Consider the following 15637-nt stretch of genomic DNA (forward strand, 5'->3'; position numbering starts at 1 on the left):
TTTCATCACATCCTATATCCTACTGATTATTAGAGATAAAAAAAAGGCAGGCCTTGCGGCCTGCCTCAATTCTTAAAGTATATAATATGGAGTTTGATTACGCTTTTGGCTCAATTACCATTAGTACGTCACCTTTGGCCACTGAATCACCTGAATCGTATTTGATTTCGGTAACAACACCATCAACTGCTGCATCAAGGTTGTTCATCATTTTCATGGCTTCTAATACAACAACTGTATCACCAGCTTTCACTTCGTCGCCGGCTTTCACCTTAAACTCAACAATCATACCTGGTATTGGCGCCATTAAACTACCAGTTGCCTCAACTTCTTTAGCACCACCTTTAGCACGACGGGCGCGCGGAGCTGCACCACCAACTGCATTAGGATCGTTGATTTCAACAGTGAATACCTCACCATCTACTTTCACTTCTAACTCACGGGTAGCACCACCACTACCTTTCGATGTTAACTCACCTGAAAGGGCTTTACGAACCATCTCTTCTTCTTTCTCAACCTGCTCCATTGTCTTGGCCTGGAACTCAGCAGGAACCTCTTCCTTACCATATTTCCATTTTAAGAAACGCTTACCTGTTACAGGGTATAAAGCACACAATACTTCATCATCAATGTCCTGCGTAAAGTCTCTGAACTCGTCTTTAACAGCATCCATCTCTGGCTCAAGGATTGAACCTGGGCGAACAGTGATAGGCTCTTCTCCTCGTGGGTAATCTTTCAAGGCTTTCTTCTGAACCTCAGGATTGATTGGATCAGTTGTTTTACCATACAATCCGTAACAAAGGTCTTTTACCTCTTTTGTAATCTGTGCATACTCACCTTCGTGTGAATCGAACAATACGTTGTTCACGGTTTGTACACCAACAATTTGAGAAGTAGGTGTTACCAAAGGAATGTTACCAAGATCTTTACGAACTTTAGGTAATAAACGGAATACTTCAGGTAATTTATCTAAAGCATCCATTGCTTTTAACTGGTTAACCAAGTTAGAAAGCATACCACCTGGTGTTTGGTGAAGCAATACATTAATATCAGTAGTTGCATACTTAGGGTTGTTATCTAAGTGCTTGTACTTAGGTATGTATTTCTCCATCTCATCAGCAATGGCTGTAATCTTGTTGATGTCCATACCTGAATCGCGGTTAGTACCTAACAAGGACATGATTAATGGCTCAACAGCAGCATGTGACGTGCGGTAAGCATAAGGCCCGATACATGTATCAACAATATCAACACCCGCCTCAATAGCTTTGAAGATAGCCAAATCAGCCATACCCGATGTAAAGTGAGTATGCAGGTTCAATGGAATATCTGTGAAAGTCTTGATTTCGCGGATCAAGTTATAAATATCGTAAGGTGCAATTAAACCAGCCATATCTTTGATACAGATAGAGTCAACACCAAACGCTACTAATTCTTTTACTTTATTTATGTAGTACTCCATGTTGTACACATCACCACCTAAGCGAGGCTGGTTTAATGTATAACATACCACACCCTGAAAATGCTTGTCGTTATCTTTAATAACCTTAGCAGCCGTTTCGAAGTTACGGTAATCATTCAAGGCATCGAAACAACGGAAAATATCCATTCCGTTATCAATTGAACGCTGAACAAAGGCCTGTACCACATCATCGGCGTAGTTACGGTAACCCACTACGTTCTGACCACGAAGCAACATCGAAAATGGTGTTTTAGGCATGTGCTTCTTTAGAGTGCGTAAACGCTCCCATGGATCTTCAGCTAAGAAACGGTGCATGGTGTCGAATGTAGCACCACCCCATGTTTCAACAGCGTTATAACCAGCGTTATCAATCATTTCGGCAACAGGCAACATATCTTCTGTACGACCGCGTGTCGCAAATAAAGACTGGTGACCATCACGTAAACTAACATCATTTATTTTAATTGGGTTGGCTGCTTTTGGACGATCGGCTCCAAACTCTAGCTTGGCCATTTCTAATACCCCGTGTTTATCGAAATTCATCTTTTTCTTTTTTAAGTGCAAAGTACCTGGTGCTTAGTGCTTGTTAGCACTCACCGTTGTCTCTGCCAATTAACTACTTTACTTACCTAAGCGCGAGAGCGTAATAAACGACCACGACGTTGAACCATAGCACGGTTGCTCATGATTACCTCTTTACCAGCTGCTTTCCATGAGTTAACATTTGTTACTTCACCGTTTTTAGCTGCTTCTTGCTCAAGGTAGTAGGCCACAGCTATTAATACCGCTTTTCTCTTTTTTTCTCTTGCTGTCATAGAATAAACGTTTTACAATGGAATGTTTCCGTGCTTTTTAGGAGGTAACACCTCTGTTTTAGTCGACATCACTTCCATGGCATCGATTAGGCGCTGCCTTGTTTCACTTGGTAGGATAACATCATCAATATAACCGCGCTTAGCTGCTAAGTAAGGTACGTTAAAAGCCTCTTCATACTCGTTAATTTTAGCCTCTCTCATCGCGTCCTTGTCTTCTGCTTCAGTAATCTGCTTACGGTAAGTTGAGATAATCTCAACAGCACCTTTAGCACCCATTACTGCAATCTCAGCCGATGGCCAAGCAAATACCATGTCAGCACCCAAAGGCTTAGAACACATAGCTAAGTAGGCACCACCGTAATCTTTACGCGTCACTACTGTAAACTTAGGCACTGTAGCCTCGGCATACGACCAAAGTAACTTGGCACCGTGGCGGATAATTCCGTCCCACTCCTGCTGAACACCTGGTAAATATCCTGGTACATCAACAAAGGTGATCATTGGAATATTGTAGGCATCACAAGTACGCACGAAACGAGAAATCTTATCAGAAGCATCAATATCTAAACATCCTGCCTGAATCATTGGCTGGTTAGCGATGATACCAACAGAACGATTGTTCAAGTGACCGAAACCAACAATGGCGTTTTCAGCATAATACTCGTGTACCTGCATAAATTCACCATTATCAAGTACCGACTCAATAATATTCACCATATCATATGGTGTTTTTGGATCATCTGGTATAATTGTATCTAACTCCTCGCATGCACGAGTTGGGTCATCACCCATAGGAATCTGTGGAGCCTCTTCCAAGTTGTTGTTTGGTAAGAACTCTAACAATTCCTTGATTGCATCCAAAGTATCTTCGTCGCTATCGCAGGCAAAGTGTGCATTACCACTCTTGCTATTGTGAACCATGGCTCCACCAAGATCTTCTAGAGTAGTTTCCTCACCTGTTACTGTTTTAATTACATTAGGACCTGTAATAAACATGTGACTCTTTTTCTTTACCATAAAGATAAAGTCAGTCATTGCTGGTGAATATACAGCACCACCAGCACAAGGACCCATGATAGCTGAAATTTGAGGAATAACACCCGAAGCACGTGAGTTACGCATGAAAATCTCACCATAACCTTTTAAAGCATCAACACCCTCTTCAACACGAGCACCACCAGAATCGTTTAATCCAACAACCGGCGCACCAGCCTTTACGGCTAAATCCATAATTTTACAGATTTTTGCTGCATGCATCTCACCAAGAGAACCTCCACGTGAAGTAAAATCTTGTGAATAAGCAAAAACAGGACGACCGTTAATTAAACCATGGCCAATAACTACACCGTCAGAAGGAATGTTAATTTTTTCAAGACCAAAGTTTACCGAGCGATGCTCAACAAACATGTCTACCTCCCTAAAACTATCTTCGTCAAAAAGATAATCTAAACGTTGACGAGCTGAAAGTTTGCCCTTTTCGTTATGTTTAGCCACACGTGCTTCACCACCCATTTTCTGGACTTCTTCACGCTTCTTTTTAAGTAGCTCAATCTTTTCAGATACTTTCATAAATACAGATACTTTACAATTACACCAAAAATTCTTTAATTGTGTTTTACGCTGCCAAAAATATATACTACAAGTGATAAGTCGACCTTATAAATGTTAAAAAAATGAAAATTCAAGATATATTTCTTTAATTGAAGAATCAACACCTTATCAGGTCGAATAAATTACGAAATAAGTTTTACAAAAGACACTGACTTTCAAATTAGAAGCAATTTATCACTTGTAATTGAAATATGTAGAATACCGAATTAGTGATTATACACTTATTATTGTTAATATTTAAACATTTATATTTCAGTAGTGATATTTATAACACGCATAAACTACTATTTCTCAAAAGAAATTGGTGAGTAACAGCAGTATAAGTATGAGAGCATTTTTAAATAATATTCATACGCTCACTTTTCTGCTAATAATAAATAATGGCCAAACACTCTTAAACGTAAATTGTGCACTTCACCCAAACCAGTCTTCTGCTCAGCTTGAATAAGTGTCTATTAGATTCCTTACTAAAAATATTCTTTCCTGCATAATAAAAAATCACAATTACCACAACCATGCGCCATAGTATATTGTTAATAATCAGTAGTGTTAACTCACCACCCTAATGATTTATTACTGCAAGCTCATTAAAACAATGCCTATGACACCTAAAAACATTTCTCGCCGTACCTTCATTAAAAATTCTGCCATCGCAACATCTAGTCTCAGCTTATTGCCAATGATATCGATAGAGCAGCTCGACCCCACCCTACCATTAATGACCAGAGACTTTGGAAAACTAAATCATCAGGTAACAACGTTTGGCCTTGGCGGACAGGCTTCGATACAATGGACTCCTGCAGATGTTGACCCTGTTGCCATCATTGTAAAGGCATTTAATTTGGGAGTTAACTATTTCGATACTTCCAATTTATATGGACCTAGCCAATTAAATTTTGGTAAAGCCTTTAATAAGCTTGGATTAATACCCGGGAAAGCGGGTTATAACGAAAAGCTACGAAAATCAATATTTCTAACTTCAAAAACAGGATTGCGCTATGCTAAAGGTGACTTACAGGTGCCTGGACTATTCAACTATAGCAACGGTGACGATGGTTCTCATGCAATTGATGATGTTAAACGCTCATTGACACAAATATTTGGCGATGGCAAAGGATATTATCCCAAAGGTGCATACTTAGACATGGTGTTGGCTCATACCATAGCACAACAACCCGATGTTGATGCCATAATGGAAGGATATGATAATCCCGACCCAAAAGCAGAGAGAATTGGGGCTTTAGCTGCTCTGCTAGATTATAGGGATGGAACAAACACAACCGGATTAAACCCCAAGGAAGAAAAACTGATTAAGCACATTGGGTTCTCAGGTCATCATGACACGGCATTGATGATGCAGCTGATTCGAAGAGATCATAAAAACATATTAGATGGCATGCTTGTATCAATCAATGCCAACGACAAGCTTAACTTTAACATGCAACACAATGTTATTCCTGTGGCAAAAGCCTCAAATATGGGTGTTATTGGCATGAAAACATTTGCCGATGGCGCCATGTATACCAAAGAGGCTACTTGGTCAAATAACCCGAAACATGTGGTACGCAGTGTAGGTAGCTCTGAAGTTCCGTACGCACCACTTATTCAATATTCATTAACCACACCAGGCATTGACACTTTAATTATTGGCATTGGCCAAATATCGGATAATATAGCCCATTGCCAGTTGGCTAATAATATTGCAGCCTCTCAAATTACGCGTGACGGCCTTAGTGCAGCACAACGCTTGCAAATTGAAGAATGGGCAGCCAAAGTCAAAAACGGGCAAACAAATTACTTTCAGATTAAAGAAGGTGGACTAAGTGCTGTGCACAACATTAAACTTGAAAAGGCAAAAAGTAACCTTTTAAACCTAAGCTGGGACACGGCCTATGCAGGTGAACATCCTATTGATAAGTACCTGGTGTATAAAAACGATGAGCTAATTGGAAACATAGCCCACCAGCCACAGATAAGCGATAAACCATTCTCTTTTCATGTAAAAGTAAAGGCCGACGAACAAAATAACATTCAAATTGTGAGCCTTGATAAAGGGGGTAAGAAAGTGGCTTCTGATGTTTTAAAGGCATAGAGTTTACCAATAAACAAACACCTCAATTAGCATCTAATAATCGTGGCTAATTGAGGTGTTTGTATTTTATAACTCTAAAAGATTCGCGCAGTAGCGAAGATTCGAGCGGTAACGAAAATACTTTAATAAACCTCCAATAGAAACACTCTTTCCAACTGATAATAAAACTATTCGCTCCAATATTTTGCAGCCCAGGCCTGTTGTTGTTCTTTGTTGTGAAAAGTCCAGGCCAGCACTCGACTTACTTTTGTTCCCTGACTCATTTTCATGGCTTTGACCTCTTCTACCCCAAGGCCTTTTAGTGCTTTGCGAAACGTTCTGAGGTTAGACTCTTTGGATACTAAAGTTGAAAACCACAGGCATGACTGGCTAAACTCCTTGCTCTGCTTTATCATGTTGGTAATAAAGCGCTCTTCGCCACCATTACAGTATAATTCCTTTCCATTTCCACCAAAGTTCAACACTACTTTCTTAACCTCAGTCTTGTTCAGGCTACTCATTTTACGAAGTGAAGAAGCCTCGGCCTCGGCTAATGACGCATGAAAAGGTGGATTACAAATGGTAACATCGTAATACTCATCATCCGCGATAATGCCCTTAAAAGTATTGTAATGCGCTGTTTGCAGGCGAAGATCGACATTCCCCTTCAGCGCTTCATTGTTTTCTACCGTTTCCCTGGCTGAGTCGATGGCTACCTGCTCAACATCGGCGCCCACAAACGACCATCCGTACTCGGTATGCCCAATTATAGGATAAATACAATTGGCCCCTACACCCACGTCGAGACACTTAACAGACTTGCCCATGGGGATAACACCCTTGTTCTCACTTGCCAATAAGTCAGCTACGTTGTGTATGTAATCGGCTCTACCTGGTACAGGCGGGCACAAAAAGCCCTCGGGAATATACCAATGATCTATCCCATAAAAATGTTTTAAAACGGCACGATTAAGCATTACCACCGCTTTGGGATTGCCAAAATCAATTGATTCATCATCAAATTTATTCAAAGACACAAAAGGTGCAAGCTCTGGGCAGGATTGAATAAGTTCTTTAAAATTGTAACGTTCACGGTGCTTATTACGAACATGCAAGCCTGCTTTTACCTTTGGATGTACTCTCTTTTTTTGAACCATTATGGAATTTGTATTGATGATATGCTTTAAAGCTGTTTACTCGGAAAACAAATTGGAGAGCAAATATACGTAAACATGCACAATACACTTCTTAAACGATAAAGATAAGGCAGAGGCGCTGAGACACAGAGCACGATAATCATTCTAAATAAACTCCGTGCCTTTGCGTCTCTGTGTTCATGTTATTTTTAAAGATGTAGGTATCTGGAGAAACATTCAAACAAAAACAACACAGAGACGCTGAGGCACAGAGATTAATTATTCTCAATAAAAAACCTCCGTGCCTTTGCGTCTCTGCGTTTATGCTATTTTTAAAGATGTAGGTACATGGAGAAACATTCAAACAAAAACAATACAGAGACGCTGAGGCACAGAAATTAATTATTCTCAATAAAGAACCTCCGTGCCTTTGCGTCTCTGCGTTTATGCTATTTTTAAAGATGTAGATACCTGGAGAAACATTCAAACAAAAACAACACAGAGACGCTGAGCCACAGAAATTAATTATTCTCAATAAAAGCCTCTGTGCCTTTGCGTCTCTGCGTTTATGCGTTTATGCTATTTTTAAAGATGTAGGTACATGGAGAAACATTCAAACAAAAACAACACAGAGACGCTGAGCCACAGAGATTAATTATTCTCAATAAAGAACCTCTGTACCTTTGCGTCTCTACGTTTATGCTATTTTTAAAGATGTAGGTATCTGGAGAAACGTTCAAACAAAAACAACACAGAGACGCTGAGCCACAGAGATTAATTATTCTTAATAAAAAACCTCTGTGCCTTTGCGTCTCTGCGTTTATGCTATTTTTAAAGATGTAGGTACCTGGAGAAACAATCAAACAAAAACAACACAGAGACGCAGAGACACAGAAATTAATTATTCTTAATAAAAACCCTCTGTGCCTTTGCGTCTCTGCGTTTATACGTTTATGCTATTTTAAAATGTGAATTTTGGATAATTAACATATCTCTAAAAAAGCAATACTTAGATAGGGAATTCGCTTTTAAGCATATTAACCACCTCCCCACTTCGTGGTACTCCTCCTTGGCAAGGAGGAGAAGGATGAAAAACCGTCCCCTCCTGAATTTTAGGAGGGGTGCCGACAGGCGGGGTGGTATAATTAGTTTTAAAAGCAATTTCCCTGAATACTTAGACAATAAAACTTATATGCCAAATCGATATTGTATACCCATTAGCACGAAATCATTTCCTGTTCCTTTACCAAATTCTCCACGTAAAGTAAGGCTTTGGTTTAACTCCAAGTTAAATCCAAACTGTACACTCCAGTTGTTTATAATATCCTTTTTAATACCATAATTAACATCTGATTCTATCAAACTTTCAACGGCTAAGCCTATATCTGTCAATTTCTGATTTTGAGCCTCAAGGAATTCGATTTGCTTTTGTTCCAATGGATTGCCAGGATCTAACTCGGCTATTTTTTGATTATTTTGGTCTATTTTGTTATCAATGGCCGGAAATAGTTCACTACCCAAGTTAGGTAAAGCTTCGGCTATACCAATAGACCCAAGGTTCCCCTTATGATCAATAAACCCACGATACATCGCCCCCACATAAAGAGCTAACATAGCCTTTTTACCAAGGTGCACACGATCGCCTATACGGGCAGATACAACAGCCAGGCGTGCTGGGTCAGTCAACAATTCAGAGTGTGACCACGTCATATTCGCATCGATTGAAAAGAAGTAACTCTTGTATAATTTAGTTACCAGCGTACTTCCGATACCATAGCTATTAGCCGAGAAGTCTACTGTACTTTTAATTTCTGGCAACATCAACACCAAATCGCCATTATCATCGTACCAGGTAGGCTGCAGCGAAACATTTGTTGTTCCCGTATTATTCGCATAAATACCATAAACATTCCAAAAGGGAAATACCCATACATCAGCACGCAAGTTCATACCACTTGATTTGGCAATAGTATTGGTAAAGTTGAGGGTTTCGAGGTTCACATACTCCGATATTAATTGGTTGATGGGTGAATTAAGATCATCGCCAATTGTCATACCGAATTGTGTAATTTCCAAATCCATTCGGTTATACACGTAATTAACATTTAAGCCGTATGGTAATTGAATTTGATAACCTCTTGCTGTTGCTTGTTTTCCAAATATTGGCATGCTATAAGGCCATTCCTTGTTACTTTGAGTGGTATCTATTTGAGCATTGGACAAGCAGGCTATGCTAAGAAGAACCAGTAAACTAAGTGTTTTAATTTTCATCATATTTAAGTTAGTTTGATAAGCAATTTGTTGTGATTTTTCTATCCTTTTAACAAATATAAGAAACAAATGTTTGGCTATAACCATTGCATTGCCATGCTAAGAAGCACTTGAAGATGAATAGAGGGCGATATTTAAGAGAGAAGTTGACAGTTCTCTTATCACGAAGAAATCAGGTGGGGGATCATCATCATCCCCTTGGGGCGAGACATGATCCCCAAGGGGCGCGGATTTGGAACCATGGGGATAAAGATTTGCCCCAACAAAAGAACCTTTCGCCCCATGGGGCGAAAAGAAATCCCCAAGGGGATGACAATGCGCCCCATGGGGATGACTGTAAAAAACTAGGGGCGAAAGTTGTGCCCCTAGGGGATAATCGTGCGCCCCTAGGGGATTAAGGCTTGCCCCAGGGGGATAAGGACCATCCCCTTGGGGCGAAGCCTTTGGCATTACTTCCTGAACTTACGAACCTTTTTAATCAACTCGTCTTCCTTACCCAGTAAACCCGACAGCAAGTCGGCAAAGTTCGATGCCTCGCGGTAAGCCTCATCTAACTTATCGTTAGACAGTTTAGTAGCCTCTTTGGCCTTGGCAGCGGCTTCTTGCTGAGCGATCTCTGCTGTAGCAGCTTCTTGCTTTTTCACTTTTAAAGCTTCGACCTTAGTGGCCGGATCAAATCCACTCGTCACCAAGCGATCGTTCGACTCTTCAACAGGGGTAATCATTTGCGATACAAAATCGCGCTTTGTTGCTTCATTCATTTTTGCCATCTTTTTTTGATTAGGATGATTAATAAATATGAAACCTGGCCTTTTAATTAACAGGCTTCTTAATTTATAGATGCAGCAAGACCAATTTACCCTGTAACAAAGTGACCGATTCGCATAAAAAAAATAAAATCCACCTACCACAGATTGCTTCTGTGGCTATTCACCCTAAACCACTCTGTGCTTAATACAGCCTGAATGGATTGAATATGAATAGCCCTGTACCTTAGTGCAGGGGATTGATTGCAAGCGGTTAATTGCAAGCACAACGTGCTTGAACTAAAATGGCGAATGCCGTAATGATGAATCAATGAATGAAGCTAGTTAACTATATTAGTTAGCGATGAATGATGATTAGTGGGATTGTTTGCTAATTTTAAGGGACAAAACAAAGGTGCTAATTGATTTATGACATCCTCTTAATTTTAACAGTCAACTATAAAAACCCAAACTATGAACTTTAAACCTGTACTCATTGGCATACTGATCTTTGTAGGAATCTTTATATCATCCAGTAAAGCCTCAGCAACACACCAAATACCTGATTATTTAGTGATTGAAACTGATACTTTCGAACTATTTAGTAATCCCCTCACAGCGTATTTTAATTTTAAGAACGAGAAAAAAATAAACGAGCATCATATCAAGTCCTTACATAGCGCATGCTGGAGGGGTTATATTGCTACTTGGCAATTGGAAAATGACAGTTTATTTCTGATTAAGATAGAAGGCAAAAATGCCAATAACGAAGCAATTAGCTACGACTTAAAAAAGGAATTTGGAAACACAAAGGTATATGCAGAGTGGTTCACAGGAACCCTCATTAGCCCACGCGGAAATAGATTACAATATCACAACATGGCATATGCCTCGGTTTATGAGAAAGAAATGCAATACCATGTTTGGAATGGCAAGGTTAAAAAGGAAGTAATCAAGCATAACCTATCATCCGACAATAAGCGACTCTACCCCGCTGATAAGTTTCTTCAGGATACAATCACGAAAACCATAGAAGCACAACTTAATGCGCAGCAAATAAATGGAGATAACGATAAAACAAGCTCAGCTCTTTTAGTAATCCAATTTAATAAAGATGGTAAAATTGAAGATTGGGCGTTTGCCAGTGCACAAGACGAAAAATCATTGCTTGGCCAAGAAATTACAAAGATTGCCGAAGCTGAGTTTCCTAAATTACCTGCCTTAATGAAGGTAGATCACATGCATTATCAGTCACCACGTATTGAAGTGATGATTCGAAACAAACCTAATAAACAATAACGCCACAATTACTAGTGCACACAACTAATGAATTAATAACTACAAAGCACACTCATAAACAAATACCTACATACACATCACCGATAACGGCCGTATAAAAAATGTGTTACACTTTGGCATTTTTGCTATTAATAAGTGAGAGAGCACATCAAAATGAGTGCATTTGAAAGTTGAATCCCTGTAGGATTCCAAAAAAAACACAAACCACAGATTGCATCGGTGGTTATTCACCTTAAACCACTCTGTGCTTAATACAGCCTGAAAGGATTGAATATGAATAGCCCTGAACCTTAGTCCAGGGAAATGATTGCAAGGGAATTATAACAAGCACAGCGTGCATGAACTAAAATAGCAAATGCCCTAGTGATGAATCAATGAATGAAGCTAGTTAACTATAATTTAGTTAGCCATGAATGATGATTAGTGAGATTGTTTGCTAATTTTATGATTCAAATGGTGGTGTTAATGCACCTTTTGTTTATACACAGTCTGAAATTTCAATATATAAACAAGTTGAAGGCATAGAAAAATACCTATTCAAAAACAATATTATGAGTCTAAATAAACCTTACCATAGAACATATCGAAAAATTAAAGAAGGGGAAAACTCAGGATATAGTGACTGGGCCTATATAGTTGATAAAGAATACTCGAATGAGCCAGAACATTATACCAGAGCATTTTCCATAATACAGCAAGACATAATGAAGGTGTTTGAGTTTATTGAACCTTCCGATGTAAATGAAAAGGTTTATTCTTTTAGGATTCATGAACTTTTAATGAGAACGTGTATTGAAATTGAGGCTAATTTCAAAGCAATTTTGAGAGAAAATATATATTCACCATTATACAAAAAAGGTCCGAACAAAGGGAAAACTAGAACGGAAGATTCATGGAATATTAACGATTTTAAAATTGTAAATAAAACGCATCATTTGGACAGTTACACAATTGAGATACCAATCTGGAAAGGAAACAAAAAAATACGAAAGCCATTTGTTGACTGGAAAGATAATAAGCCTTTAAAATGGTATCAGTCTTACAATAACTCAAAGCACGACAGAATCAATAAATTTCAGGAAGCAAATTTTGAGAACTTGATGGATGCTTTTTGTGGACTATTTGCTTTATTGTCATCTCAATTTCGAACAGAAGACTTTTTCCCAGGGGAATCACTAATGAGTTTTGGTTCTAATGGTTATTATAAAGGCAGTTTTGGCATTGGTGGTTTCTTGATGGTTAATTTTCCGCAAAATTGGAGCGAAGATGAGTTATATGAATTCAATTGGAGTGACTTAGGCAAAGAATCAGTTAAGTTTCAAAAGATTAATTACAATGAAATATCCCCCCCCGTTAAGCGTAGCGTCTAGCTACGCTTATTTCTATAAACTCAAACTTACAATACAAACTCAAACCTCATTATGAAACAACTCCTAACACTACTATTTGTTGGCTTGCTCGGTCAGGCTACTTTCTCACAGACAGAGAAAAGTGTAGAATCGAAAATTAAAAATGTAACGGTTTATCAGCAGGGAGCTGAAATAAGCCGAGTGGCCAGCGTCAATCTCAAAAAGGGCAAAACCACCCTCCTCTTTAAGGGTTTATCGTCGAAGCTCAACGCTAAAAGTGTGCGGGCACAAGGCAATAAGAACCTGATGATCGTGTCTATCTCCCACAGTATCGACTACCTCAATAAGATGAAGGTATCGGCCGAAATTGAAGCTTTGGAGAACAGGCACTTGGCCATAAAGGATAGTCTGACGATGATTGACGGTATCACCAAGGTGTACCTGCAAGAGAAAGAAATGATACTGGCCAACAAAAAAATTGGTGGCGACAGCGGCGTTAACATTAACGAGCTGCAGAATGCGGCCTCTTTTTTTCGCAGCCGACTGATGGAAATTGAAGAGAAGACCAAACAGCTGGACAAGCAAGAATACCAACTAAAGCTGAGCCTTATCGGTATTTCAAAACAGTTGATGGAATTAAACTCACAGTCGGATGTACCTACCAGCATGGTTAAGTTGGTGGTTTCGACCAAAGAAGATATGAAGCATATCGTCGACCTTAAATATATTATCAACCAGGCCGGTTGGACACCTAATTACGATATACGCATAGCCGATGTGAACGAGCCCATGAACCTCTTTTACAAAGCCAAGGTGTATCAAAATTCCGACGAAGACTGGAACAATGTGAACATGATACTATCAACGGGCAACCCCAACATTAGTAATTACAAGCCCGAGCTAAACACCTACTACCTCACCTTTAATAACTTTTACAAGCGCCCACAACATACCAACTATAACCCAACACCCTATGCCGGTTGGGTATATGGGCGAATAACAGATGCTGATACTGGTGAAGCATTGCCGGGCGTAACAATTGTTGCACAGGGCACCCAGCACGGCACGGTAAGTGATATGAATGGTGAATACCGCATTAACATGCCAGCGGGCAATAGCATCTTAGTCTATTCGTTTATTGGCATGCAAACGCATGTTCAAAGGGTTAACTCAGGGCAGATAAACGTGGCTTTAAAAAACGATGCTGTTGAAATGGACGAAGTGGTTGTTATGGGATATGGAGGTTCTAAAGGCGTTAAGGTCAGAGGGGCAAGTAGTATTGCTACAACAAAAAAAGAACACATTCCGTTGGCCATTGAAAAGCGACAGACATCAACCGAATTTGAAATTGAAATCCCCTATAGCATACCATCGGACAATCAGCCCTACGATGTAACAATGGTTGAGTATCAGGTACCGGCGCAATACAATTACAGTGCTGTACCCAAATTATCGGACGATGCCTACCTAACGGCCAAAATACCCGACTGGACCAACTACGAGATGGTAAGTGGCCCTGCCAACTTATTCTTCCAAGGTATTTTCCAAGGTGATACCTACCTCGATTTAAAGGGCTTTGAAGATACCCTTAGCATATCGGTGGGAAGAGACAAGGATATTTTGATTAGTCGCGAAATACAGAAGGACTATACCCGAAAAAGCATCATTGGCACCCACCGAAAAGAACTAAAAACATGGGAAATAAGCATTAAGAACAATAAGAGTACAAGCGTTGAACTGGTGCTGGAAGATCAGATTCCCATCTCTAAAGTGGACGACATAAAAGTTGAACAGCTAGAGGTTTCGGGTGCCGAGGTGAACGAAGATGATGGCAAGCTTACCTGGAAGCTTAAGCTAGAAGCCAAGGAAAAAAAGGTGCTGATCGTTAAGTACGAAGTCAAGTATCCGAAAAACAAAAAGCTGATAGTGGAGTAAAGCTCTAAAACCAGAAAAGCGTAGCAAGAGGCTACGCTTTTCTGGTTTTAGTAGCTGCATTTTATATAATACGAATCAAAGGTTGAGCCCATTCTGGGCTCAAGCTATATGTCTTTGATATTCCATGGCTTGCTACCCGCGGCTATTCAATTTGAACTATTTCATAGTCCTTTAGGTTGTAAAATCCCAAAGGGATTTAATATGAATAAACCCGAGTCGTAACTCGGGGAGCTTATGAAGTTGTATAAACAACCCTAAAAAGGGTTGAATTCTTTATTATATTTCAAATTCAACTCTTTATTCGCATATATAGGTATCACCCAAATTAATTACATTTTGTATCCTCTTTGGGAAGATGGAAAACATCTGGCAACAGAGCGAGAAAAATACCGTTTAAAATCGACCTTAATTAATAACAACAGGCACCTCTAAAGTCAGGAAGGTATCCTCGCCACTCTCATCTTCCCCCGTATAAAATTTAAATATATAGGTTTCTTGTTGCAAGGCATGCACTGGTATTACAAACTCAGCAATACTTACCTCATCATCACATGAAACACCATCATCGACATGAGCAATGGGGTATATAAGTCTTGTGGTGCCTTCGTAGAAGTAATCGTACTGGTTATAATAAAAATAACAGGTATTGGGCAGTTCAATTGTACCTTTAATTTTATAATAATTCCCATAAATAAATTCATCCGGAAGGTCTACACTTGCAGTTGCAATATACTCCAGGTGGTAGTCATGCTCATCGTAATCATCATCGTCGTTACAGGCAGTTATTAGAAATACTGCCAAAAGAAGCGGAATAAAATATTTCATAACAATAAAATTTAAGATTAACACCTTTATTAACTGCTAGTAAAACAAGAGTAAAGCTCGCTTGGTTTACTTTTTTTGAAATTATTTTTTGGTGATGCTAAACAACGAATATGGTGA

11 protein-coding genes are annotated in these 15637 nt (G+C 39.3%); 4 read left to right on the forward strand and 7 right to left on the reverse strand.

Annotated features, from left to right (window positions below):
• Window positions 1-97 precede the first annotated feature (97 nt).
• The 3 genes from FNN09_RS13975 to FNN09_RS13985 all read right to left on the reverse strand — a co-directional run bounded on the left by FNN09_RS13975 (window position 98) and on the right by FNN09_RS13985 (window position 3846).
• Window positions 98-2005 (reverse strand): pyruvate carboxylase subunit B, encoded by a 1908-nt coding sequence (locus FNN09_RS13975; protein ID WP_143302991.1) that lies wholly within the window; start codon window positions 2003-2005, stop codon window positions 98-100.
• Window positions 2006-2091: 86 nt separating this feature from the next.
• A complete protein-coding gene (locus tag FNN09_RS13980; protein WP_143302992.1) occupies window positions 2092-2277 on the reverse strand; it encodes a hypothetical protein in 186 nt (61 codons plus the stop codon).
• 12 nt (window positions 2278-2289) lie between these two features.
• Complete coding sequence (locus FNN09_RS13985) at window positions 2290-3846, reverse strand: acyl-CoA carboxylase subunit beta (RefSeq protein ID WP_143302993.1); 1557 nt, start codon at window positions 3844-3846, stop codon at window positions 2290-2292.
• A gap of 643 nt (window positions 3847-4489) precedes the next feature.
• On the opposite strand from FNN09_RS13985, the gene FNN09_RS13990 reads away from it, so the two are divergent.
• On the forward strand, window positions 4490-5980 hold the full coding sequence (locus FNN09_RS13990) for an aldo/keto reductase (protein ID WP_185969012.1): 1491 nt from the start codon (window positions 4490-4492) through the stop codon (window positions 5978-5980).
• A gap of 167 nt (window positions 5981-6147) precedes the next feature.
• On the opposite strand, the gene rlmF is transcribed toward FNN09_RS13990, so the two are convergent.
• The 3 genes from rlmF to FNN09_RS14005 all read right to left on the reverse strand — a co-directional run bounded on the left by rlmF (window position 6148) and on the right by FNN09_RS14005 (window position 10136).
• On the reverse strand, window positions 6148-7116 hold the full coding sequence (rlmF, locus tag FNN09_RS13995; protein ID WP_143302995.1) for a 23S rRNA (adenine(1618)-N(6))-methyltransferase RlmF: 969 nt from the start codon (window positions 7114-7116) through the stop codon (window positions 6148-6150).
• 1167 nt (window positions 7117-8283) lie between these two features.
• On the reverse strand, window positions 8284-9369 hold the full coding sequence (locus tag FNN09_RS14000; RefSeq protein ID WP_143302996.1) for a hypothetical protein: 1086 nt from the start codon (window positions 9367-9369) through the stop codon (window positions 8284-8286).
• A gap of 446 nt (window positions 9370-9815) precedes the next feature.
• Window positions 9816-10136, reverse strand: a complete 321-nt coding sequence (locus FNN09_RS14005) for a hypothetical protein (protein WP_143302997.1) — start codon at window positions 10134-10136, stop codon at window positions 9816-9818.
• A gap of 450 nt (window positions 10137-10586) precedes the next feature.
• Between FNN09_RS14005 and FNN09_RS14010 the strand changes: the two genes are divergently transcribed.
• The 3 genes from FNN09_RS14010 to FNN09_RS14020 all read left to right on the forward strand — a co-directional run bounded on the left by FNN09_RS14010 (window position 10587) and on the right by FNN09_RS14020 (window position 14695).
• A complete protein-coding gene (locus tag FNN09_RS14010; RefSeq protein WP_143302998.1) occupies window positions 10587-11411 on the forward strand; it encodes a hypothetical protein in 825 nt (274 codons plus the stop codon).
• Between the two features lie 551 nt (window positions 11412-11962).
• A complete protein-coding gene (locus tag FNN09_RS14015; RefSeq protein WP_143302999.1) occupies window positions 11963-12781 on the forward strand; it encodes a hypothetical protein in 819 nt (272 codons plus the stop codon).
• 51 nt (window positions 12782-12832) lie between these two features.
• Entirely contained in the window at window positions 12833-14695 is a 1863-nt protein-coding gene (locus tag FNN09_RS14020; RefSeq protein ID WP_143303000.1) for a DUF4139 domain-containing protein, read from the forward strand.
• A gap of 405 nt (window positions 14696-15100) precedes the next feature.
• Here FNN09_RS14020 and FNN09_RS14025 read toward each other — a convergent pair whose 3' ends face one another.
• Window positions 15101-15520, reverse strand: coding sequence for a hypothetical protein (locus tag FNN09_RS14025; RefSeq protein ID WP_143303001.1), 420 nt, complete (start codon window positions 15518-15520; stop codon window positions 15101-15103).
• Between the last annotated feature and the right edge of the window lie 117 nt (window positions 15521-15637).

Source organism: Carboxylicivirga sp. M1479, from assembly GCF_007097485.1.
Lineage (GTDB): Bacteria > Bacteroidota > Bacteroidia > Bacteroidales > Marinilabiliaceae > Carboxylicivirga.

Excerpts from the sequence above, each read along its gene's own strand:
- FNN09_RS13975 (WP_143302991.1), bottom strand. The coding sequence starts at position 2,005 with ATGAATTTCGATAAACACGGGGTATTAGAAATGGCCAAGCTAGAGTTT.
- FNN09_RS13980 (WP_143302992.1), bottom strand. The coding sequence starts at position 2,277 with ATGACAGCAAGAGAAAAAAAGAGAAAAGCGGTATTAATAGCTGTGGCC.
- FNN09_RS13985 (WP_143302993.1), bottom strand. The coding sequence starts at position 3,846 with ATGAAAGTATCTGAAAAGATTGAGCTACTTAAAAAGAAGCGTGAAGAA.
- FNN09_RS13990 (WP_185969012.1), top strand. The coding sequence starts at position 4,490 with ATGACACCTAAAAACATTTCTCGCCGTACCTTCATTAAAAATTCTGCC.
- rlmF (WP_143302995.1), bottom strand. The coding sequence starts at position 7,116 with ATGGTTCAAAAAAAGAGAGTACATCCAAAGGTAAAAGCAGGCTTGCAT.
- FNN09_RS14000 (WP_143302996.1), bottom strand. The coding sequence starts at position 9,369 with ATGATGAAAATTAAAACACTTAGTTTACTGGTTCTTCTTAGCATAGCC.
- FNN09_RS14005 (WP_143302997.1), bottom strand. The coding sequence starts at position 10,136 with ATGGCAAAAATGAATGAAGCAACAAAGCGCGATTTTGTATCGCAAATG.
- FNN09_RS14010 (WP_143302998.1), top strand. The coding sequence starts at position 10,587 with ATGAACTTTAAACCTGTACTCATTGGCATACTGATCTTTGTAGGAATC.
- FNN09_RS14015 (WP_143302999.1), top strand. The coding sequence starts at position 11,963 with ATGAGTCTAAATAAACCTTACCATAGAACATATCGAAAAATTAAAGAA.
- FNN09_RS14020 (WP_143303000.1), top strand. The coding sequence starts at position 12,833 with ATGAAACAACTCCTAACACTACTATTTGTTGGCTTGCTCGGTCAGGCT.
- FNN09_RS14025 (WP_143303001.1), bottom strand. The coding sequence starts at position 15,520 with ATGAAATATTTTATTCCGCTTCTTTTGGCAGTATTTCTAATAACTGCC.